Annotated in this window: 18 protein-coding genes and 1 tRNA gene; 7 read left to right on the forward strand and 12 right to left on the reverse strand. The window is 70.2% G+C overall.

All coding sequences use genetic code 11. The annotated features are described in order from the left end of the window. Positions 1-110 precede the first annotated feature (110 nt). Positions 111-1,151 carry an aldo/keto reductase gene (locus tag HGG74_RS19735; RefSeq protein WP_168489181.1) on the forward strand — a complete coding sequence of 347 codons (1,041 nt, stop codon included), beginning with the start codon at positions 111-113 and terminating at the stop codon, positions 1,149-1,151. 96 nt (positions 1,152-1,247) lie between these two features. Then, entirely contained in the window at positions 1,248-2,390 is a 1,143-nt protein-coding gene (locus tag HGG74_RS19740) for a GGDEF domain-containing protein (RefSeq protein ID WP_168489140.1), read from the forward strand. Positions 2,391-2,471: 81 nt separating this feature from the next. Here the strand turns inward: HGG74_RS19740 and HGG74_RS19745 are convergent, their stop codons facing one another. Continuing rightward, complete coding sequence (locus tag HGG74_RS19745; RefSeq protein WP_168489143.1) at positions 2,472-4,679, reverse strand: RecQ family ATP-dependent DNA helicase; 2,208 nt, start codon at positions 4,677-4,679, stop codon at positions 2,472-2,474. A 71-nt stretch (positions 4,680-4,750) separates the two neighbouring features. Here HGG74_RS19745 and HGG74_RS19750 point away from each other — a divergent pair, with 71 nt between their 5' ends. Genes HGG74_RS19750 through HGG74_RS19765 form a run of 4 tightly spaced genes read left to right on the forward strand, consistent with a single transcriptional unit; the run spans position 4,751 to position 7,775 of the window. Next, the gene (locus tag HGG74_RS19750; protein ID WP_168489145.1) at positions 4,751-6,181 is read left to right on the forward strand and encodes a phosphomannomutase/phosphoglucomutase; all 1,431 of its coding nucleotides are present in this window, start codon (positions 4,751-4,753) and stop codon (positions 6,179-6,181) included. After that, positions 6,178-6,636, forward strand: coding sequence for a hypothetical protein (locus HGG74_RS19755; RefSeq protein WP_168489147.1), 459 nt, complete (start codon positions 6,178-6,180; stop codon positions 6,634-6,636). The genes HGG74_RS19750 and HGG74_RS19755 overlap by 4 nt, the downstream gene beginning before the upstream one ends. After that, positions 6,633-7,283: an SDR family oxidoreductase gene (locus tag HGG74_RS19760; protein WP_168489149.1), complete on the forward strand. Its 651-nt coding sequence runs from the start codon at positions 6,633-6,635 to the stop codon at positions 7,281-7,283. The genes HGG74_RS19755 and HGG74_RS19760 overlap by 4 nt, the downstream gene beginning before the upstream one ends. A 42-nt stretch (positions 7,284-7,325) precedes the next feature. After that, positions 7,326-7,775 (forward strand): RrF2 family transcriptional regulator, encoded by a 450-nt coding sequence (locus tag HGG74_RS19765; RefSeq protein WP_168489151.1) that lies wholly within the window; start codon positions 7,326-7,328, stop codon positions 7,773-7,775. 61 nt (positions 7,776-7,836) lie between these two features. On the opposite strand, the gene HGG74_RS19770 is transcribed toward HGG74_RS19765, so the two are convergent. Both HGG74_RS19770 and HGG74_RS19775 read right to left on the reverse strand, forming a co-directional pair. After that, positions 7,837-10,260: a PEP/pyruvate-binding domain-containing protein gene (locus HGG74_RS19770; RefSeq protein ID WP_168489152.1), complete on the reverse strand. Its 2,424-nt coding sequence runs from the start codon at positions 10,258-10,260 to the stop codon at positions 7,837-7,839. Positions 10,261-10,539: 279 nt separating this feature from the next. Then, positions 10,540-12,384 carry a phosphoenolpyruvate carboxykinase (GTP) gene (locus HGG74_RS19775; RefSeq protein WP_168489154.1) on the reverse strand — a complete coding sequence of 615 codons (1,845 nt, stop codon included), beginning with the start codon at positions 12,382-12,384 and terminating at the stop codon, positions 10,540-10,542. A 353-nt stretch (positions 12,385-12,737) separates the two neighbouring features. Between HGG74_RS19775 and HGG74_RS19780 the strand changes: the two genes are divergently transcribed. Next, positions 12,738-12,811 (forward strand) — tRNA-Arg (locus tag HGG74_RS19780). A gap of 99 nt (positions 12,812-12,910) precedes the next feature. Here the strand turns inward: HGG74_RS19780 and HGG74_RS19785 are convergent. The 9 genes from HGG74_RS19785 to HGG74_RS19825 form a co-directional block, all read right to left on the reverse strand. Then, entirely contained in the window at positions 12,911-13,786 is an 876-nt protein-coding gene (locus HGG74_RS19785; RefSeq protein WP_168489156.1) for a type II secretion system F family protein, read from the reverse strand. Positions 13,787-13,824: 38 nt separating this feature from the next. Further along, positions 13,825-14,625, reverse strand: a complete 801-nt coding sequence (locus HGG74_RS22050; RefSeq protein ID WP_281356187.1) for a type II secretion system F family protein — start codon at positions 14,623-14,625, stop codon at positions 13,825-13,827. A 128-nt stretch (positions 14,626-14,753) separates the two neighbouring features. Continuing rightward, complete coding sequence (locus tag HGG74_RS19795; RefSeq protein ID WP_168489160.1) at positions 14,754-16,160, reverse strand: TadA family conjugal transfer-associated ATPase; 1,407 nt, start codon at positions 16,158-16,160, stop codon at positions 14,754-14,756. After that, entirely contained in the window at positions 16,157-17,350 is a 1,194-nt protein-coding gene (locus HGG74_RS19800; protein ID WP_168489162.1) for a CpaE/TadZ family protein, read from the reverse strand. Before HGG74_RS19800 ends, HGG74_RS19795 begins: the two co-directional genes overlap by 4 nt. Beyond that, the gene (cpaB, locus tag HGG74_RS19805; protein ID WP_168489164.1) at positions 17,347-18,090 is read right to left on the reverse strand and encodes a Flp pilus assembly protein CpaB; all 744 of its coding nucleotides are present in this window, start codon (positions 18,088-18,090) and stop codon (positions 17,347-17,349) included. Before cpaB ends, HGG74_RS19800 begins: the two co-directional genes overlap by 4 nt. A gap of 7 nt (positions 18,091-18,097) precedes the next feature. Beyond that, positions 18,098-19,021 (reverse strand): pilus assembly protein TadG-related protein, encoded by a 924-nt coding sequence (locus tag HGG74_RS19810; RefSeq protein ID WP_312856920.1) that lies wholly within the window; start codon positions 19,019-19,021, stop codon positions 18,098-18,100. A gap of 47 nt (positions 19,022-19,068) precedes the next feature. Further along, positions 19,069-19,419 (reverse strand): TadE/TadG family type IV pilus assembly protein, encoded by a 351-nt coding sequence (locus HGG74_RS19815; RefSeq protein WP_312856921.1) that lies wholly within the window; start codon positions 19,417-19,419, stop codon positions 19,069-19,071. Between the two features lie 117 nt (positions 19,420-19,536). Further along, positions 19,537-19,734: a Flp family type IVb pilin gene (locus HGG74_RS19820; RefSeq protein ID WP_168489168.1), complete on the reverse strand. Its 198-nt coding sequence runs from the start codon at positions 19,732-19,734 to the stop codon at positions 19,537-19,539. 346 nt (positions 19,735-20,080) lie between these two features. Then, positions 20,081-20,602 carry a SixA phosphatase family protein gene (locus HGG74_RS19825; protein WP_168489170.1) on the reverse strand — a complete coding sequence of 174 codons (522 nt, stop codon included), beginning with the start codon at positions 20,600-20,602 and terminating at the stop codon, positions 20,081-20,083. Positions 20,603-20,633 lie beyond the last annotated feature (31 nt).

Consider the following 20,633-nt stretch of genomic DNA (forward strand, 5'->3'; position numbering starts at 1 on the left):
CCGGGACATGCGGGAACGATGTCGTGAAACTACACACCCCCGTCTCCGCGTTCAAGGCCCCCGCCAGCGGCGGGGGCCTTTTGCGTATGCTGTCCTTCGTGGATACCAACCTGCACTACCGGACCCTGGGCAACAGCGGCGTCTCCGTCACCTCCTTCACGCTGGGCACCATGACCTTTGGTGCCGAGTCGGACGAGGCCGCCTCGCACGCCATCCTGGACGACTATGTGGCCGCCGGCGGCAACTTCGTGGACACTGCCGACGTCTACAGCGGCGGGGCCGCCGAAGAGATCGTGGGGCGCTGGCTCGCGTCCCGGCCGGAGGAGGCCCGCAACATCGTGCTGGCCACCAAGGGCCGCTTCCCCATGGGCGGCGGGCCCAACGACGTCGGCAACTCCCGCCGGCACCTGCGCCGCGCCCTGGACGCGTCGCTGCGCCGGCTGGGCGTGGAACACATCGACCTGTACCAGCTGCACGCCTGGGACCCGCACACCCCGCTGGAGGAAACCCTGGGTTTCCTCCAGGATGCGGTCAGCGCGGGCAAGATCGGCTACTACGGACTGTCCAACTTCACCGGCTGGCAGCTGACCAAGACCGTCTACACCGCGCGGGCGCACGGCTGGTCCGTGCCGGTGACGCTGCAGACCCAGTACAACCTGCTGGAGCGGGAGATCGAATCCGAGGTCGTGCCGGCTGCCGAGGACGCCGGGCTGGGCCTGCTGGTCTGGTCGCCGCTGGCCGGCGGCTGGCTGACCGGCAAGTACAACCAGGACGATGCCCCGGCCGAGGCCACCCGGCTGGGCGACAACCTGAACCGGGTGTTCCAGGGCTGGCACGTGCGCGGCGGGAACGAGCGCACCTGGCAGGTGGTGGCGGCGGTGCGCCAGATCGCGCAGGAGCGCGGGATCAGTCCCGGGCAGGTGGCCCTGGCCTGGCTGCTGGAGCGGCCGGCGGTGGCCAGCGTGATCCTCGGGGTGCGCACGCGGGAACAGCTGGGGGACAACCTGGCCGCGGCCGCGCTCCGGCTGACCGCCGACGAGGAGGCGCAGCTGGTGCTGGCCAGCGCCCCGCCGGTGGGCAACTATCCGTACGGCCCGGAGGGCAGCGAACAGCGCAGCCGGCTGCTGCAGGGCGGCCGCGCCCGGAAGTAACGGCGCGCGGATCTTCCCGGGCGGGCGTCTTGGGTGCCGGCGCTGCTCCTGCGATACTTGGTCCATATATCGTTTAACCATCGAGACTGGGTGGATATGACGCTGGACACCGCCAGCCTGCGGGTCGCCTTCGGCATGGTGGCGCTGACCTTGCTCGTGCTGTTCTACCTGGTCACGTACCGGCGTACGCGGTCGGCCTACAGCGGCTGGTGGTGCGCCGCCATCGCCCTGTTCCTGGGCGGTTCCTCGGCCTACCTGCTGAACGGTACCGCCCACCAAGTCTGGGCCAATCCGCTGGGCAACGTCCTGGCCGTGCTCGGTGCCAGCTGCGTCTGGGCCGGTGCGCGCACGCTGCGGGCAGCCAGGCCGCCGGCCTGGCAACTGGCGGCGGGCCCTGCCCTGGTGGCGGTGGCCTCGGTGCTGGACAGCCCTGCCTCGAACATCTGGTCCGGCGGCCCGTTCTTCCTGGCGCTGATGTCCCTGATGATCGGTCTGTCCTCCGTGGAGCTGTGGCGCCTGCCGCCCGGGTACTCCCGCCTCCAGAAATCCCTGGCCCTGGCGGCCGGATTCGTCGCCGTCTACTACTCCGGCCGATGCGTCACCTTCATTCTCGACGGACCCCGGGGACACGTCTTTCAGACGTTTTTCGGTTCGGCCCAGACCACCTTGCTGACCATGATGCTGCTGGTGGTGGTTTCCTTCAGCATGGCGGCCCTGAGCAACGAGCAGGTCACCCGGGAACTGCGCGCCCGGGCCACCCAGGACGGCCTGACCGGGCTGCTGAACCGCACCGGGTTCCTGGACCTCGCGGCCGACGAAATGCGCCGGCTGCAGCAGGCAGGCACCTCCGGATCGCTGGTCCTGGCCGACCTGGACCACTTCAAGGCGGTCAATGACCGGCACGGCCATGCCGCCGGCGACGCGGCGCTGTGCGCGTTCGCGGCCGCCTGCACCGCCACCATCCGCTCCACCGATCTGGTGGGCCGCTACGGCGGCGAGGAATTCATCCTGCTGCTGCCCGGGGCCGAAGCGGAACAGGCCGGTGCCATCGTCCAGCAGATCAGCCGCAGCCTCAGGACCATGTCCGTGCCCGAGGGCTTCCCGCTGCCCACGGTCAGCTACGGCATTGCGCCGGTCGCTTCGGGTGCCGGCGACCTGGCGGCGGTCATTGCCTCCGCCGACGCGGCCCTGTACCGGGCCAAGTCCCAGGGCCGCAACCGGGCGGTCCTGGCCAGCTAGCCAATGATGTCCCTTCCGGGGCCCGCCGCGGGCGAAGCGAGCAGCGGGAAGGCGCGGCGCGCCCGCCCCGCCCGCCGCCGCTCAGGCCTTCAGCGCCAGGGCGAAGGGCAGCACGGACGAGGCGCCGGCGGCCCGCAGCGCCCGGCCGGCCACGGTCAGCGTCCACCGGCTGTCGGCCAGGTCATCGACCAGCAGCACCGGCCCGGGATTGGCGGCGAACCACGCCGCGCCTCCGTCGGGCACCGCGAACTGGTCCCAGACATCGGCCAGCCGGAACGCGCTGTTGCCGCCCGGCCCGCCCTTCGGCCCGTCGTGGGGCAGGGCCAGGGCACCCAGGTACGGCAGCCGGCCGACCCCGGACAGCCCCCGGGCCAGCGAATCCACCAGCTGCGGCCGGCTGCGCGAGGGCACGCTGACCACCGCGACCGGCCGCTCGGCCCAGCCCCAGCCGGCGAGCACCTGCACGCAGGCCTGCAGTGTGGCCGCATCCAGCGGGGCGTCCGGTGTGCCCGGGGCGAAGATCTCCCGCAGCCGTCCGCCCCAGCCCAGGTCGGTCAGCCGGGCCAGGGCGCGGCCGGCCGAGACGGCCTCGCCGGCGGCGATCCTGCCCTTGGCCGGGATGCCCAGCCGGTCCATGCCCGAGGGCCACATCGCCCGCGGCTCCAGTTCCACCCCGGCCCGGTGCAGCGAATCATCCGCGCTGCGGACCGCCTCCTCGGCCACCGACTCCGGATACCAGGGACCGGCACAGTTGTCGCAGCGCCCGCAGGGGGCCGCCGACGGATCATCCAGCGCCCGGGCCAGGAACTCCATCCGGCACCGCGAGGTGCTCTCGTAGTCGAGCATCGCATTCTGCTCCGCCACCCGGGCGCGGGCAATGCGCCCGTAGCGCTCGCCGTCGTACTGCCAGGGCACCCCGGTGCCTTCCCAGCCGCCGCCCACCCGGCGCACCGCGCCGTCCACCGAGAGCACCTTCAGCAGCAGTTCCAGCGGCGAGCGCTTCAGGTTCACCCGGGCTTCCAGCGCCGCCGCCGACAGCACGGTGCCGGGCGCGGCCAGTTCGCGCAGCACTGCCTGCGCCGCGGCCTCGCTGGGCATCGAGGCGGTGGCGAAGTACTCCCAGATCTCCCGGTCCTCGCTGCCCGGCAGCAGCAGCACGTCGGCATTGGGGGTGCCGCGGCCGGCGCGGCCCACCTGCTGGTAGTACGCCACCGGCGAGCTCGGCGCGCCCAAGTGCACCACAAAGCCCAGGTCCGGCTTGTCGAAACCCATGCCGAGCGCGCTGGTGGCGACCAGGGCCTTGACCTGGTTCTGCTTCAGGGCGGCCTCGGCCTGCTCCCGGTCCGCCGGATCCGTCCGGCCGGTATAGGCCAGCACCGCATGCCCGGCTTCGCGCAGCAGCCGGGCGGTGTCCTCGGCGGCGGAGACGGTCAGCGTGTAGATGATCCCGCTGCCGGGCAGGTCCGGCAGGTGGGTCAGCAGCCAGCCAAGCCGGGCGCGCGGGCTGGGCAGCCGCAGCACGCCCAGCCGCAGGGACTCTCGGGCCAGCGCACCGCGGATGGTCAGCACGGCACTGCCCGGGACGCCGGCGGGGCTGCCGCCGGTTCCGGCGGCGGAGCGGCCGGCCAGCTGTTCCTCGATGTCGTGCACCACGCGCGAGTTGGCGGTGGCGGTGGTCGCCAGCACCGGAACGGTGTCCGGCAGCCTGTCGATCAAATCCCGGATCCGCCGGTAGTCCGGGCGGAAGTCGTGGCCCCAGTCCGAGATGCAGTGGGCTTCGTCCACCACCAGCAGCCCGGAGCGCCGGACGAGCTCGGGCAGCTGCTCGTCACGGAAGCGCGGGTTGTTCAGGCGCTCGGGCGAGACCAGCAGCACGTCCACCGAGTCCGCCGCCAGCTGCCCGGCCACCTCGTCCCATTCCAGCTGGTTGGCCGAGTTGATCGCGGCCGCGCGCACCCCGGCCCGCGCGGCCGCGGCCACCTGGTCCCGCATCAGCGCCAGCAACGGCGAGACGATCAGCGTGGGGCCGGCGCCGCGGGCGCGCAGCAGCAGGCTGGCCACGAAGTACACCGCCGACTTGCCCCAGCCGGTGCGCTGGACCACCAGCGCCCGGCGGCCGCCGGCCACCAGCGCCTCGATGGCCTCGAACTGCCCCGGATGGAACGCGGCCGCCTCGTTGCCGACCAGCCGGCGCAGGATCTGCGTGGCCTCGGCCCGCAGCGGTGCCCCGTCCCCGGCGGCGGGGGCCGCGATAGTGTCCGTCAGTGCAGTGTCCTGGAAATCGGCCATGACCCCAGTATCCCAGCCGCCACCGACAGCCCCCGGCTTGTCCCCGGCCGGGCGCTGCATAGACTAGTGCGGTGACTAGCCCTAATCTGACCGATTCCTTCCAGTCGGCCTTCAAGGCCTACGACGTGCGCGGCATCGTCGGCGAAACCATCACGGCAGAGTCCGTGGAGGCCACCGGCGCCGCGTTCGTGGACGTGCTCGGCCTGGCCGGGGCTGAGTTGCTGGTGGGCGGGGACATGCGCCCGTCGTCCCCGGAATTCGAGCAGGCCTTCGCCGCCGGCGCGACCGCCCGCGGGGCCAACGTGGTGATGCTCGGGCGGATCTCCACCGACGAGCTCTACTACGCCTGCGGCACCCGGGGCACCCCCGGCGTCGTCTTCACCGCCAGCCACAACCCGGCCCAGTACAACGGGATCAAGATGGCCCGGGCCGGCGCCGTGCCGGTCTCGGCCGACAGCGGCCTGTACGAGATCCGCGACCGCGCCGCCGGCTACCTGGCCGGCGGCATCCCCGCCCCCGAGGCCGCCGGCCTCACCCGCGGCACCGTGACGCACGAGGACGTGCTCGCCGGCTACGCCGCGCACCTGCGCTCGCTGGTGGACCTGGCCGGCTCGCGGCCGCTGAAGGTCGTGGTCGACGCCGGCAACGGCATGGCCGGGCTGACCACGCCCGCGGTCCTGGGCAGCGCCCTGCTGCCGGCGCTGCCGCTGCAGATCGTGCCGCTGTATTTCGAACTCGACGGCACCTTCCCGAACCACCCGGCCAACCCGCTGGAGCCGGAGAACCTGCGCGACCTGCAGGCCGCCGTCGTCGAGCACGGTGCCGACATCGGCCTGGCTTTCGACGGCGACGCGGACCGCTGCTTCGTCGTCGACGAGCGCGGCGTGCCGGTCTCTCCCTCGGCCATTACCGCGCTGGTTGCCCGGCGCGAGATCGCCCGGGCCAAGGCCGGCGGCGAGGAGCAGCCGGTCATCATCCACAACCTGATTACCTCCCGGGCGGTGCCCGAACTCGTCGAGCACGACGGCGGCCGGGCCGTGGTCACCCGGGTGGGCCACTCCTTCATCAAGGCCGTGATGGCCGAGCAGGGCGGGGTCTTCGGCGGCGAGCACTCGGCACACTACTACTTCCGCGACTTCTTCAACGCCGATACCGGCATGCTCGCCGCCATGCACGTGCTGGCGGCGCTGGGCGAACAGGACGGGCCGCTCTCGGCGCTGGCCGCCGAATACGACCCGTACTTCGCCTCCGGGGAGATCAACTCCCAGGTGGCGGACAAGGACGCCGCCGTCGAGCGTGTGCTGGCGGCCTACCGCGGCGCGGCGGTGGAGGTGGGGACCATGGACGGCACCACCGTCTCCGCGCGCGACGGCTCCTTCTGGTTCAACCTGCGCCCGTCCAACACCGAGCCGTTCCTGCGCTACAACGGCGAGGCGAAGGACCTGGCGACCATGGAAGACATCCGCGACCAGGTCCTGGCACTGGTAAGGAACGGAGCATGAGCGGATCCTGGCGCGACGGCGTCGACCCGGCGGTGCTGGAGGACATCGACACGCTGTTCGGCACCGCACTGGGCATGGCGCAGGAACAGCTGGTCGAGCACGGCGCGTTCCTGCCGGTGGCGCTGGCCACGGCGCTCGACGGCGAGCTGCGGCTGATCGCCGTCACCCCGGACGACCTGGATGACGAGGCCGAGGTGGACGTGGACGCGATGATCGCCGAGCTGTACCACGTGCTCCGGCAGGAGCGCGGCAACTTCCGGGCGATCGCGGTGATCAGCGACATCTTCCTGCCGGAATCGGACACGGACGCGATCCAGATCTCGGTCGAGCACTCGGACGGCACCACGGTCTCCGCCGTCCAGCCCTACAACCACGACGACGAAGGCCACTGGAACTATCCGGACCCCTTCATCGACCCGCAGGAGCGCATCGTCTGGCCGGAGGAGAGAGCATGAGCCGCATTGCCATCATCGGGGGCCACGGCAAGGTGGCCCTGCACCTGTCCCGGATCCTGGCCGGGCAAGGCCATGAGGTGACGTCCCTGTTCCGGAACCCGGACCACGCCGGCGAGGTGGCCGGAACCGGTGCCACGCCGGTGGTCGCCGACGTCGAAAACCTGACCATCGAGGAAATCGCTGACAGGATTGAAGGGCACGACGCCCTCATCTGGTCCGCCGGTGCCGGCGGCGGCAACCCGGCGCGCACCTTCGCCGTGGACCGGGATGCTGCCATCCGCTCGATGGACGCCGCGCAGCAGGCCGGCGTCGCCCGGTACATCATGGTCTCGTACTTCGGCTCCCGGCCGGACCATGGCGTGCCCCGGGAGGACCCGTTCTTCCCCTATGCCGAGGCCAAGGCCGAAGCCGACACCTACCTGCGCAGCACCTTCCTGTCCTGGACCATCCTGGCCCCGAGCACGCTCACCCTGGACCCGGGCACCGGCCGGATCGAGGTGGGCGAGGACCTGCCCGCCGGCCAGGTCAGCCGCGAGGACGTGGCCCGGGTCGCCGCCGCCGTCCTGGACATGCCGGAGACGGTCGGCCGGTTCATCGCCTTCAACAACGGCGGCACCCCGATCGAGGACGCCCTCAGGAGCCTCTAGCCCCTTTCGCTGCCCCGGCCTACTCCCGGGTAATATTGACGGGTGCGGATCAACGCCTTCTCCGACGTGTGCCTGCGGGCCCTCATGCTGCTGTCCGCGGCGCCCGAGGGCGGGCTGTTCACCACCCAGGCCATTGCCGGCGGCGTCGGCACCCCCTACAACCACGTCAGCAAGGCGGTGCTGAAACTGCGCTCCCTGGGCCTGGTGGAGGCGGTGCGCGGGCGCGGGGGCGGCGTGCGGATCAGCGCGGCCGGGCGGGCCGCCACCGTGGGCGGGCTGCTGCGCGAACTGGATGCGCGCGAAGACATGGTGGACTGCGAGAGCCCCCAAGGGGACTGCCCGATGGTCAACGGCTGCGGCCTGCGGGGAGCCCTGCGCCGGGCGCGCGAGGCGTTCTACCGCGAACTGGACAGCGTCGTCGTGTCCTCGCTGCCGCATCAGTCGCAAATGGCCCCGGTCTTTGTGACGCTGCTCGCCCGCCGGCCGGCCTGATCACGGCCTGCCGCCCGTCCCCGGCTTCCGTGCGCCACCGTCACCGGCCGCTGCTGCCGAGTCAGCCGCCGGTTTTGGCGGTGACGCGGCCCAGCGTCCCGTCGACCAGCACCTGCTGCCCGTCCCGCAGCACCCGGGTTCCCGAGCCGGTGCCCATCACGGCCGGAATCCCGTATTCGCGCGCCACGATCGCCGCGTGCGAGGCGACCCCGCCGGTGTCGACGACGACGGCGGCGGCATGCTGGAACAGCGGCGTCCAGGCCGGGTTCGTGTAGGGACAGACGAGCACGTCACCGGCCTCAAGCCTGCCGAACTCCTCCGGGCCGAGCACCAGCCGGACCGGTCCGGTGGCCGTGCCGCGGCTCGCGCCACTGCCGGTCAGCAGGGCGTCCGGCTCCTCGCGCCGGCGGCCAAACAGCACCGAGGCATCCAGCAGCGGGACGCCGGCCAGCTCGCGCCGATTCGCCGCCCGCGCCAGTACCGCTGCGCGCAACCGCGCCGCGTCCGCGGCAGGAAACGTTCCGCCGTCGTCCGGTTCCAGCGCGTCCAGCTCCTCGAACCGCAGGTGGAAAACATCCTCGGCCGCCTCCAGCACGCCCGCCGCCTGCAGCCGCCGCCCCATTTCCAGCAGCACGTGCCGCAGCGGCGGCAGGACCCGCGTGGCATGGAAGTGCGTGTCCTCGCGGAAAGCAATCCCGGTCTTTGTCCGCTCGACGGCGGCGAAAACCTGCCGCCGCAGCCAGCGGGCCCGCAGCGCCGGATGGGCCGCCAGGCGCCGCAGGGCCTGGCCGGTCCGGTCCGCCGCCGGCGCCCGGCTGCCCAGGAGCGCCTTGACCAGGCCGAACACGACCTCGGGCGCGTCGGACCAGGTCGGGGCGCTGCAGAGCACCACGCTGACGGTCTCGCGGTGCCCGTACTCGGCCAGGAAGTCCCGGAAGCGGTCGTGGAACGCCGCAAACTCCGGCGTGCTCCGGACACGGTGCAGCAGTGCCGGCGGGTCCAGGGTTTCGACGGCGCGGCGCAGCAGCGGGTCCCGCCCGGCCAGGGTGGCCAGCTCCGCCAACGCCCGGTTGGCCTGGGTGGTGCGGGTCTCGGCGCCGGCCAGCAGCTCCGCCCCCAGCCGGGGCACCCCGAGCAGCAGCAGCAGCAGCCGCAGCTTCAGCTGCGGGACAAAGCTGCCGGGCAGGTAGGACACCCGCAACCCGGCAATCAGGTCCAGGGCGGCGAAGCAGTCCCATGCCTGCCGGACAAGCCCGGACCAGGTCAACCCCGCCAGGTCGGCGGCAGCCAGCCGGCGCACCGCGGCCTCGTACGCGGCGAACCGCGGATCCTGCGTCCAGCGGGCCGGGTTGTACCGGTCCACCCGGCGGGCCACGGACAGCGGCGCGCCCAGCACCCGCAGCGTCGGCCGGGGCACCGGCGGCACCAGCCGGACCACCACCCCGTCTTCCTCCGGCAGCACCTGCGCCATGGGCGGGAATTCCATCCCCACGCTGCCGGCCATCCGGCGCAGCACCCGCCCAAGCCCCTGGTCCAGCCAGCCGCTCACGTCCAGCGGGTAGGGCCGTTCCTGGAACATTTCGGCGAAGAACGGGCCGACCTTCCGCTGGAACCAGTTCAGCCGCTGCGGGGCCTGCGGCAGCGCCGTCATCGGCCGGGCCTGCAGCAGGTGGATCCGGCCCCCGGCCACGGCCCACTCCAGGTCCTGCGGCCGGCCGAAATGCGCCTGGACGCGGCGGCCGAGGACGGCCAGCGTGCGCAGCTGGCCAGCGGAGAGCACCTGCCGCCCCGGCGAGGCTTCCCGCAGGCGCAGCCTCCCGTCCAGCACGTAGTGCTCGGGCGTGACCGTCCCGGAGACCACCGCCTCGCCCGTTCCGGCTGCCGCGTCGATCACCGTTTCGTCCCGGTCCCCGGTGACCGGGTTGGCGGTGAACATGACCCCGGCGGCCTCGGCCGGCACCATCCGCTGGACCACGACGGCGATGGCCAGCCCGCGCCCGCCGATCCCCTGCCGCCGGCGGTAGGCGATGGCCCGGTCCGTCCAGAGCGACGCCCAGCAGCGGGCGACGGCGTCCAGCACCGCGTCCTCGCCGGCGACATCCAGGTAGGTGTCCTGCTGGCCGGCGAAGGCCGCTCCGGGCAGGTCTTCGGCCGTGGCGCTGGAGCGCACCGCCACCGGCCCGCCGCCCAGCCGGGCGTACGCTGCCGCAATCCGGGCGCGGATATCCTCCGGCATGGCCGCCTCGGAGAACAATGCGCGGATCCGCGTCCCGTCGGCGCCGGCCGCCAGCGCCTGCTCCAGCCGCAGGCCCAGCGGCGTGGCCGCCAGCAGCGCCCGGTACGCCGCCGTCGTAATGATGAATCCGTCAGGGACCGGAAAGCCCGCGCGCACCAGCTCGCCCAGATTGGCGCCCTTGCCGCCGGCCAGCGGCAGGTCGGCGGCGCCGAACTCCGCCAAAGTCCCGGTGATCTTCACGCTCGTCATGAGGCTCCCTGGGCGGCTCGGCGGACACTGCGCAGCTGTCTACAAAATACGCCGCCGCGGCACACGCTCCAAGGACGCCCAGGGCTGTACCGGTACAGCCGCAACAATCGGCCCGAACCGGTCGACGGCATCAAAAAGGTGGCCGGTTCCTGCAGGATGCGGGAAGGGCCCCGGCCGGCGGCCGGGACCCTTCCCGTGGTGGCTGTGCCTTTCGGCGTCTGCGGTTACCACCTGCCCGCCTCCCGCCCCTCGCTTCGCTCGGAGCGGGACCCTCGGCGATCAGGCTTCGGCGAAACGGCGCTTCAGCTCGGCCAGCTGGTCGGTCAGCTCCTGCGGCAGCGAGCCGCCGAAGCGGTCGTACCATGCCTCGATGTCCTTGAGCTCCTCGACCCACTCGGCCGGGTCCACGCGGACGGCTTCCTCGACGTTGGCCGGCGTCATGTCCAGGCCGGTCAGGTCGATCGAGTCACCGGTGGGGATGAAGCCGATCGGGGTTTCCACGGCGTCGGCCTTGCCCTCGATGCGCTCGATGGCCCACTTGAGCACGCGCGAGTTGTCCCCGAAGCCCGGCCAGGCGAAGCCGCCGTCGGCGGTGCGCCGGAACCAGTTGACCAGGAAGATCTTTGGCAGGCGCTCCTGGTTGGCCTTGGCCGAGAGCGTGATCCAGTGCTTGAGGTAGTCGCCCGCGTCGTAGCCGATGAACGGCAGCATCGCCATCGGGTCGCGGCGGACCACGCCGACGGCGCCGGTGGCCGCCGCGGTGGTCTCCGAGGACAGCGTGGAGCCCATGAAGATGCCGTTGGTCCAGTCGCGGGCCTCGGTCACCAGCGGGATGGTGGTCTTGCGCCGGCCGCCGAACAGGATCGCGTGGATCTCCACCCCCTCCGGGTCGTGGTACTCCGGGGCGAGCATGTCGATCTGGGTGATCGGCGTGCAGAAACGCGAGTTCGGGTGGGCGGCCGGGCGGCCGGAATCCGGCGTCCAGTCGTTGCCCTGCCAGTCGGTCAGGTGCGCGGGCACTTCCTCTGTCATGCCCTCCCACCAGACACCGCCGTCGTCGGTCAGCGCCACATTGGTGAAGATGGAGTTGCCCTTGGCGATCGCCTGCATGGCGTTCGGGTTGGTGCCCCAGCCGGTGCCCGGAGCCACGCCGAACAGGCCGAACTCCGGGTTCACGCCGCGCAGTTCGCCGTCCTTGCCAAAGCGCATCCAGTTGATGTCATCGCCCAGGGTTTCGGCCTTCCAGCCCTCGACGGTCGGGTCCAGCAGCGCGAGGTTGGTCTTGCCGCAGGCCGAGGGGAAGGCCGCCGCGATGTTGTAGACCTTGTTCTCCGGGCTGGTGAGCTTGAGGATGAGCATGTGCTCGGCCAGCCAGCCCTCGTCGCGGGCCATCACCGAGGCGATGCGCAGCGAGTAGCACTTCTTGCCCAGCAGGGCGTTGCCGCCGTAGCCGGAGCCGTAGGACCAGATGGAGCGCTCCTCGGGGAAGTGCACGATCCACTTCTCCTCGTTGCACGGCCACGGCACGTCGGCCTGGCCCGGCTCCAGGGGGGCGCCCAGGGAGTGCAGCGCCGGGACGAAGAAGGCGTCCGTCTCCTCGATCTTGCGCAGCACGTCCGTGCCGATGCGCGCCATGATGCGCATGGAGGCGACCACGTAGGCGCTGTCGGTGATTTCGACGCCGAACTTCGGGTCCTCGGCGTCCAGATGGCCCATCACGAACGGGATCACGTACATGGTCCGCCCGCGCATGCTGCCGCGGAAACGCTCGGTGAGGATGGCCTTCATCTCGGCCGGGTCCATCCAGTTGTTGGTGAAGCCCGCGTCGCGCTTGGATTCGGAGCAGATGAAGGTGCGGTCCTCGACCCGGGCCACGTCCTTCGGATCGGAGAAGGCGGCGAAGGAGTTCGGGAACAGCTCCGGGTTCAGCCGGCGCAGCGTGCCGGCGGCCACCAGTTCGTCGGTCAGCCGGGTGTATTCTGCTTCGGAACCATCAACCCAGTAGATGGAGTCGGGCTGGGTCAGCTCTGCAATCTCGGAAACCCAGGAGCGCAGCGTGGGGTGGGTGGTCGGTGCCTCCATAAGTGCCCCCTCAAGGACCGGTGGGTTCGCAGTAGTGCCCATGACTCTTCCCTTCATTAGGTCAGTGGTGTGTATTGATGGTAGGGGCCGGAAGGTAGACCGGATTGCCGCAGCGGCGCCTGTGGAGGAGGCCCAGGCGGGGGCCGCAAACTGCACTTCCGCGGAATTCCGCGGCTTTCAGCAAAAGTTTCACAATTTGGCAGGCAAATTCTGTGACTAAGGTCACATAGACCGGTCTAGTCCCCCTTCGCGGCAAGTGTCCTTGGTCACTTCCCAACCCCTAGGGCGGGCAGACCGTCGGAACAGCCGCGGAATTGTGCGGATCCAGGCCCGAAACGTGCCGATTTGGACAGCGGCGCCAAACGCGCTAGAGTTATATCCGGCCGCGAGGCCAAGCGCCCATAGCTCAGCTGGATAGAGCGTCTGTCTACGGAACAGAAGGTCAGGGGTTCGAATCCCTTTGGGCGCACCGCATAGGAAAGCCCCCCGCTCCGGCGGGGGGCTTTCCTGTTTCCGGCTTCCAGACGGCAGGTACAGCCCCCGTGACGGCCCCTGTGCTGGACCCGGGTCAGGAAAAGGACTTGACGACGCTCAGCACCGTTGGGCCCAGGACGGCGATGAGCAGCACCGGCAGGATAAACAGCATCAGCGGGAACAGGACCTTCACCGGGATCTGCATGGCTTTTTCCTCGGCGCGCTGGCGGCGCTTGAGCCGCATTTCCTGTGCCTGCGTGCGCAGCACCGCGCTGATCGAGATTCCGTAGGCGTCGGCCTGGATGACCGACCGGATGAAGGTGCGCAGGTCCGGGACCGAGGTGCGTTCGCCCAAGGCCCTGTAGGCTTCCTTCCGCGACAGCCCCACCCGCATGTCCTGCAGGGCGCGGACCAGTTCCTCGGCCAGCGGTCCCTTGCCGTTCTCCCCGGCGCGGGCCATGGCAGAGTCGAACCCCAGCCCGGCTTCGACGGCGATCATCATCTGGTCCAGCGTGTCGGGCAGTTCCAGCCCGATCGCGGCCTGCCGCTCCTGCCCCCGGCTGTACAGAAGCAGGTCTGGAACGAAGTAGGCCACAGCGCTGACCACCAGGACCAGCACCAGCAGCGGCCCGCTGGGCCGGCCGGCAAGCAGCAGCAGCCCCAGCAGCAGGGCCGCCCCGGCCAGAACCGGCTTCAGCACCAGCAGCCGCGGCAGGGGCCAGGCCTTCGGCCGCCCCGCCAGGGCGTGCCAGCGGTCCAGCCGGGCGGCGTTGGCCGGCAGGGTCAGTCGCCTCGCGTAGCGTTCCAAGTCCGACGGCGGCTTCGCGGTCTCGCTGCCGGCGGCCAGGCCGTGCAACAGGTTGTCCCGGATCTGGCGCCGCGACCGGCCCGGACCTGCCAGCAGGATCCAGGCCAGCAGCGGCACGGACGCGGCCACGCCGGCGGCCGCGAGGATGATGAACGGCGGCATGTCCTACCTCCTGGTCCAGGTCCACCGGCGGGGCCGGTTCAGAATTTGAAACTGACGATCTTGCGCAGCCACAGCCCGCCGAGGGTGAGCATGACGGCGCTGACGGCGATCATCCCGTAGCCGGCCACGCTTTGGCCGAACTGCGCAATGTAGGAAGGACTGGTCACCGCGAGGATGCCCACGACGGCGAAGGGCAGGGCCATGAGTACGTAGGCGGACATTTTTCCCTCGGCGCTGAGCGACTTGACCTGCCGGCGGATCTGGTTGCGCTCCCGGATGGTCTGGCCGACCCGGTCCAGGACCTCGGCCAGGTCGCCGCCCACTTCCCGGTGGATACCGATGGCCTGGGCCACCCAGCCGAAGTCCTCGCTCTTCATCCGCCGCGCCGTCTGGTCGAGGGCATCGTTGAGGTCCCGGCCGAGCCTGGTTTCATTGATGACCCTGGCGAATTCCTCGGCGGTCGGGGAATCCGCCTCCTGCGAGACGGCATCCAGAGCCCGCAGCAGGCTGTGCCCGGCCCGCAGGCCGCCGGCCAGCAGCTGCAGAGCATCATCCAACTGGTCAGCGAAGGCGCGCTGCCGCTTCGCCGTCAGCACCCGCAGCAGCAGCTTCCCGCCCAGCGGAACCACCAACACCGGCAGCAACGCCAGGACTGGGCCCGACAGCAGCAAGCCGAGCATGCCTGCGATCAGGGTGGCGGAACCGGTCAGGATCAAAAAATGCGCCGGCGGCATCTTCACGCCGGCGTATTCCAGCGCCTGGGTGACGGCGCGCATCCAGCCGCGCCGGGTCAGGAAGCGGTCGATGGCTCCGGCAGTCAGCCCGGTGATCCGGCTCAAGGCAGAGGCTGGTTCCTGCACTGCCGGACGCCGCCGGTCCAGCGGCAACCTGGGCGTCGAGGAGCGGAACGCGGCGGTCAAGCCTACGGCCAGGGCCACGTAGCAGCATAGGAAACCGAGCGCCAGCATCAGCGGCCCCGCGGCCTGTCCGCAACGGTTCCGAACACCTGCGGAGGCAGGACGATGCCCAGGTCGGCGAACCGCTCGGTGAAACGGGGCCGGACCCCGGTGGAGACGGGTTTGCCCAGGAACCGCCCGTTGGCGTCCACACCGGCGCTGTAATCGAAGACGAAGGCGTCCTGCAGGGTCACCACCTCCCCCTCCATGCCCTGGACCTCGGTCACGTGCGTGACCCGGCGGCTGCCGTCCCGCAGCCGGGTCAGCTGCACGATCAGGTCCACGGCCGAGGCGATCTGTTCGCGGACGGCCCGCAGCGGTAGATCCATCCCGGCCATGAGGACCAGCGTCTCCAGCCGGGAGATGGCATCGCGCGGGGAGTTCGCGTGGATAGTGGAGAGCGAACCGTCGTGGCCGGTGTTCATGGCCTGCAGCATGTCCAAGGCCTCGCCGCCGCGGCACTCCCCGACCACGATCCGGTCGGGCCGCATCCGCAGCGAGTTCTTGAGCAGGTCGCGGATGGTGATTTCGCCGCGTCCTTCGATATTGGCCGGCCGGCTTTCGAGCCGGACCACGTGTTCCTGCTGCAGCTGCAGCTCCACGGCATCCTCGATGGTGATGATCCGCTCGTCGGGCGGAATGAACGAGGACAGGACGTTGAGCAGCGTGGTCTTGCCCGTTCCGGTGCCGCCGGAGACCAGGATGTTCAGGTGGGCCTTGACGCAGGCGTCCAGCAGCTGGGCCATCTCCGGGGACAGCGACCCGAAGCGCACCAGGTCCTGGACCCGCAGCGGGTCGGCGGCGAATTTGCGGATGGTCAGCGCGGACCCATTCACGGCCAGCGGAGGAATGACGGCGTTGACCCGGGACCCGTCGGCCAGCCGGGCGTCCACCAGCGGGGACGATTCGTCGATGCGCCGGCCCACCCGCGAGACGATCTTCTCGATCACGCGGCGCAGGTGGACCTCGGACTTGAACTGCGCGTCGCTGAGTTTCACCTTGCCGCGCTGTTCCACGAAGATCTGCTCCGGCCCGTTGACCATGATTTCGGACACCGTCGGATCCTCCAGCAGACGCTGCAGCGGCCCGTACCCCAAGGCATCGTCACTGATCTGCCCCACCAGCCGCTGCCGCTCGGCACTGCTCAAGGGCACCTGCTCGGCCTCGATGATCCGGGCCAGTTCCTCGCGCGCGTAGGCGAGCAGCTCCTCTTCGCCCAGGTTCGGATCATTCAGCCGGTTGCCAATCTGCTCGAACAGCGCCTCGCTGGCCCGCTGCTTCAGGGCGGACAGCGCGTCCGGCGGCTGAGTTTCCTTGGCCGGTGCGGCCGGCAGCGGTTTGGGGGCCGGCGCCGGCGCCTCCGGACGGGCCGGCTCCTCCTGGCCGCGGGCGGCGTTGAGCCGGTCGGAGAGTCTCACCGCAGCACCGCCCGCCGGTGCAGGGCACGGCGCTGGTCCGCCCGGGCAGGATCGAACCGTTCAACCAGCTGGCGCAGTGCCTTGGCCGCGGGATCGCGGGAACCGTCCTGCAGCAATGGTTCTCCTTTGTTCGTCGAGTACGCCACGGCGCGGGAACGGGGCACCACCACATCCACCGGCGCCCCGAGCGTGGCTTCGATGTCCTGGACCGTCAGGCCGCTGTGCCGGTCGGCAGTGTTGACCACGATGTGGCGGTTCTCGGGCACGAGGTTCAGCTGGCCCAGGACCTCCAGTTCCTTGCGCAGCCCGCGCACGCTGGGCACGTCCATCCCGCACAGGAACACGGCGTCGGTGGCCGCCTCCAGCGCCGTCAAGGTCTGTTCCCCCAGGCCCGGCGCCGTATCCACCACCACATACTGGAATTCGCTGGCCAACTGCTTGAGCATGTGCGCGATGCTCTCGCCGCTGATCCGGTCCCCCTCGGCCGGGGACGCGGGGGCGCAGAGAGCGTAGATCGAGGCCGGGTGCACACTGAGGAAGGCCTTGAGCACCATCGGGTCCTGCGCGGCGGCACCGGTGACAGCGTCCACCAGGGTGTGCGCAGGTTCAAGGCGCAGTGCAGTGGCCACGTCGCCGAACTGGGCGTCAAGGTCCACCAGGACCGTAGACATCGGCGCCACCTGGCCCAGGCCGATGGCGAGGTTCGTGGCTACGGTGGTTTTCCCGACGCCGCCCTTCGGCGAGGTGACGGTAAGGATCCTGCCGCCCGGGCCGTTCGGAAGGGCCGGGGGCAGCAGGTTGCGGCGCCGGCTGGCCGAGGATTGCGACGCCCGCTCCAGCAGCACCCGGATGGTGTCCGGATCGGCCGCCGGTTCCAGCACGTCGCGGATCCCGGCGCGCATCGCCGCCAGGGCCAGTTCCGGCTCCACCTCGGCGACGAGCACCAGGCTGATCTCGGGGTGCTGGACGTCGAACACCGCCGCCAGGGTCAGGGCCTCGTCCACCCGGACTCCCGGCCCCAGCAGGATGACCTCGGGCACCTCCCCGACCACGTAGTGGAGCATTTCTGCCGGGGTGGGCGGCAGTTGGACGTCCTTGAGCGTCTGCACGCTGCCGGGCAGGCCGCCGGAAATCGCCTGCCGGACCCTGTGTTCGAAGCCTGCGTCGTCAGTGACCAGGAGGAACCTCATCGGTAGACCCCATCCTTCGTCACCACGCGGGTTCCACGTTCGTCGGCTTCCTCTGGTTCCTTGGACAGCCAGATTGAACCGAACTCCGCGGTGAAGACAATCTTTTCGGCGTCGGCGGCCCTCCGGGCCAAGGTCACCAGCAGCGCCCCTTCCGGCACCGGCGGTGCTGACGCCGCGTCCGCTGGCTCTTCACCCTCGGCTTGCGTGGACGGAGCGCCCTGCACGCTGGTGACCAGCACCTTGTGGAAGAGCAGGTGGGTCGTCGGCCCGTCTGTGCCGGCGCCGTCGTCGAACGACGAGAACACCCCCACGGTGTCCCCGGCGGCCAGCTGCCCGCCCACCACCCGGTCGGGGCCGAGCTGGATGGTGACCTCCTGCATGCCCTCGGGCACCGGCACCCTGCCCGGGGGATGCAGGTCGGCCGGATCCACCAGCCGGCTGGCCAGCAACTGCTCGCCGGGCACCAGGTCCACGGCGGCGACCTTGCCCTTGGCGTGTGCCAAGTCGGTGATCGCGCCGTCGGCCACGGCGGCGGCCGGGACGGTGCGTTTCTTGAGGTATCCGGCCAGGTCCTGGGCAGGTGTGGCTGCGGGGATGGTCTTCTCGACCACGTAGACCTCGGTGGGGTCGGCCCCGCGCAGGGCCCGCCGGTCGGCGTCCTGGACGTAGGCGACAATCAGCACCGTGCCGGCAACGGCCAGTACCACGGCTGCAATGGCTCCCAGCAGGCGAAGATTCACGGCGGTCCTAATCGGTCAGGGCGACGAGGCTGGCTCCGAGATCGGGCCCGCCGGTGGTGAACCCGTCAGCCAGAGAGACAAATCTGACGAACCGACCGATGAGCCCCTTGCACGAACCCCTGCACTGGGCGCCGCTGTAGGTGGTGTTGTTGTAGCTCGTCCCGGGGAAATTCCAGCCCAGGACCTCGAAGGCGGCCCAGCCGCGGATCCTGTACCAGCCGCCACTGCCCGTTCCGCCCTTGTCCTCGTAGACGGGCAGCAGCACGGTCTCATCCGCTGCCGAGGCCAGCACCGCATTGCACTCGGCCGGCAGGCTGACGCCGGTGTCGCTGCGCATCGGGGCCTGCGCCGCGGCTTGGACATTGACGTTGCATCTCCGGTCGGGGTCCTCGAGCCAGCCGAACCCGCCGGGCAGCAGCTGCCCGGACGGGCTGGTGCTCGAACAGACGGTGCCGCCCGGGTCCCCGTGCATGCTGATGACCTGGATGGGTCCGTCGAGCCTGAAGACGCACGGGGCGAAGGCCAGCGGCAGGATGGCCGGCCCGCGCGCGGGGCTGCCCCAGGCGGCGGCCGCCTCGGCGGCTACCCCGGCCTCCCGGATGCCCAGGACGGACGCGAACGTCATGGTCAGGGCACCGGCGCCCGTTCCGGCCTCCCGGGTGGTCACCGTGGCCCGGACCGACGTGGCCGTGGGGAACTCCAGCGCCGCCAGGTTGGCGGCACCGTCATTGGCGTTCACGTTGACGAATGTCCGGGCTGTCTGCTGTGTATTCGTGCAGCTGCCGTCCGCGCAGTCCTGGGCGACCGCCAGCGCGGCCGCATCGGCCCCGTTCTGCAGTTGGGCGCGTTCGGCGTACAGGGCGCCGACGTCGATGGCGAGGGCCACGAAGCCCAGCAAAGCGACCAGGGACATCGCAACGACAACCGCCACCGCTCCCTGTTCACGATCAGAGCCGGATACCTGGTGCCGGCGTGCCCTTATCCTCCGCACCGCATCGCCGCCCTCCCCGTGAGTTGCCAGCCGGGCCCGAAGAATCCGGTCATCGAGGCCAGATCGTAGGTGATCACCACCGACACCGTGCCCCCGGGAGTGCAGGCCGGCGGGCTGATGGCAATCTGCCCGTCCGCCACGCCCGGCGCCAGGCCGACGGCAGCCGCACGGGCAGCCTGGCGGGCGGCCGGTGCTTCGTTGAGCACTGCCATTGTCCGCGCGCCCTCGCGGGCGGCGCTGGTGAGGGTGATCTGCGTGTGGTAGGCCCGCCCGAATTCCATGATTCCCAGCAGCAGCGCAACCAGGATGGGCAGAATCAGGGCGAACTCCACTGCCACGGCACCACGTTCAGATTCCCGCTTCTGCATGCTGTCCGCCGAGGTCGCCGCGGTGCGGCTGTCCTGCGTACTGGTTGGATTCGCAGAACAACCGCACCCGGCGCGACTTTATTCGTCTTATGGCAGCCGGCCGGCAACATCCGTGAACAGGTCGCGAATCGCCGGTCCAAGGAGCAGAAGACCGGTGATGACTACAACCGCAATCAGGCCGATGATCAGCCCGTACTCGACGGCGGTGGCACCGGTTTCGTCCTTGAAGACGCGCTTCTTGACCATGGAAAAAAATGACGTCAGGGAGGCATAGAAAGGCAACATGGGATGTCCTTAAAGGTGAGACTCAAAAAAGATAAAGGTGGCATGCCGGGAATGGACTCCTGGCTATATTCGAAAGTCCTTCATGCGGTTTTCCCCTATCTTCCGCAAATTGGTACGAGTGATCTATTGGTGGCTAGCCGATTTCGACTGTAAGTGCTGTTAACCGTTAAATCAAGGCTTCCCAAGCGTTGGATCAAGACTTCCACAAGACCCGCGACGGCCCGGAAAGGATGGCTGCGAATTAAAGAGGTGGCCGCCGAGGGCGTCAAGAGAGGCCGGCAATTTTCACTTTGCCGATGCGAAAGGTTTACCTGGCTGAGACTAATCCGTGCTCTCTGGATCGCGGCTAGCGGCGGACGATGAAATGCGTCACGCGGGCATCCCGGCCGTCGAGCTCGGCCCAGTTCTTGGTGTGCTCCAGCACCGTCAATCCGGACGTCGGGTAATGCGAGGCCATGTCCATGACCGCTTCTTCGTCCGACTCCACCGACGCCAGCCGCATGGCCAGCTCCTGGACCCCCGGCATATGCCCGATCACCAGCAGGCTGGTGATGCTCTCCGGCAGGTGGTTGATCTCGTGCAGGATCCTGCCCGCCGACGCCTCATAGAGTTCGTCGGAGAGCAGCGGCGTCGGGGCCTTCTCCCCCAGCTCGCTGCAGACCCAGGTGCAGGTCTGCCGGGTCCGCAGGGCGGAGGAGCACAGAATGAAGTCGGGAAGATAGCCATGCTCCACCATCCAGCGGCCGATCATCGGCGCCTCGTGATGCCCGCGCTTGGCCAGCGGACGCTCGTGGTCGGGCACGCCGGTGGGCCATGCTGCCTTGGCGTGGCGCATGATCATCAGCCGCTTCAGGTGGTCTCCGCCCATGGTGGCTAAGTCTAGATGGTTTGCCCCACCG

The organism is Arthrobacter mobilis (assembly GCF_012395835.1).
Classification (GTDB): domain Bacteria; phylum Actinomycetota; class Actinomycetes; order Actinomycetales; family Micrococcaceae; genus Crystallibacter; species Crystallibacter mobilis.

Coding starts and splice junctions, on each gene's coding strand:
- HGG74_RS19785 (WP_168489156.1), bottom strand. CDS start 13,786: ATGCCGCCGTTCATCATCCTCGCGGCCGCCGGCGTGGCCGCGTCCGTG.
- HGG74_RS19770 (WP_168489152.1), bottom strand. CDS start 10,260: ATGACGAGCGTGAAGATCACCGGGACTTTGGCGGAGTTCGGCGCCGCC.
- HGG74_RS19760 (WP_168489149.1), top strand. CDS start 6,633: ATGAGCCGCATTGCCATCATCGGGGGCCACGGCAAGGTGGCCCTGCAC.
- HGG74_RS19745 (WP_168489143.1), bottom strand. CDS start 4,679: ATGGCCGATTTCCAGGACACTGCACTGACGGACACTATCGCGGCCCCC.
- HGG74_RS19740 (WP_168489140.1), top strand. CDS start 1,248: ATGACGCTGGACACCGCCAGCCTGCGGGTCGCCTTCGGCATGGTGGCG.
- HGG74_RS19820 (WP_168489168.1), bottom strand. CDS start 19,734: ATGTTGCCTTTCTATGCCTCCCTGACGTCATTTTTTTCCATGGTCAAG.
- HGG74_RS19755 (WP_168489147.1), top strand. CDS start 6,178: ATGAGCGGATCCTGGCGCGACGGCGTCGACCCGGCGGTGCTGGAGGAC.
- HGG74_RS19775 (WP_168489154.1), bottom strand. CDS start 12,384: ATGGGCACTACTGCGAACCCACCGGTCCTTGAGGGGGCACTTATGGAG.
- HGG74_RS19800 (WP_168489162.1), bottom strand. CDS start 17,350: ATGAGGTTCCTCCTGGTCACTGACGACGCAGGCTTCGAACACAGGGTC.
- HGG74_RS19825 (WP_168489170.1), bottom strand. CDS start 20,602: ATGGGCGGAGACCACCTGAAGCGGCTGATGATCATGCGCCACGCCAAG.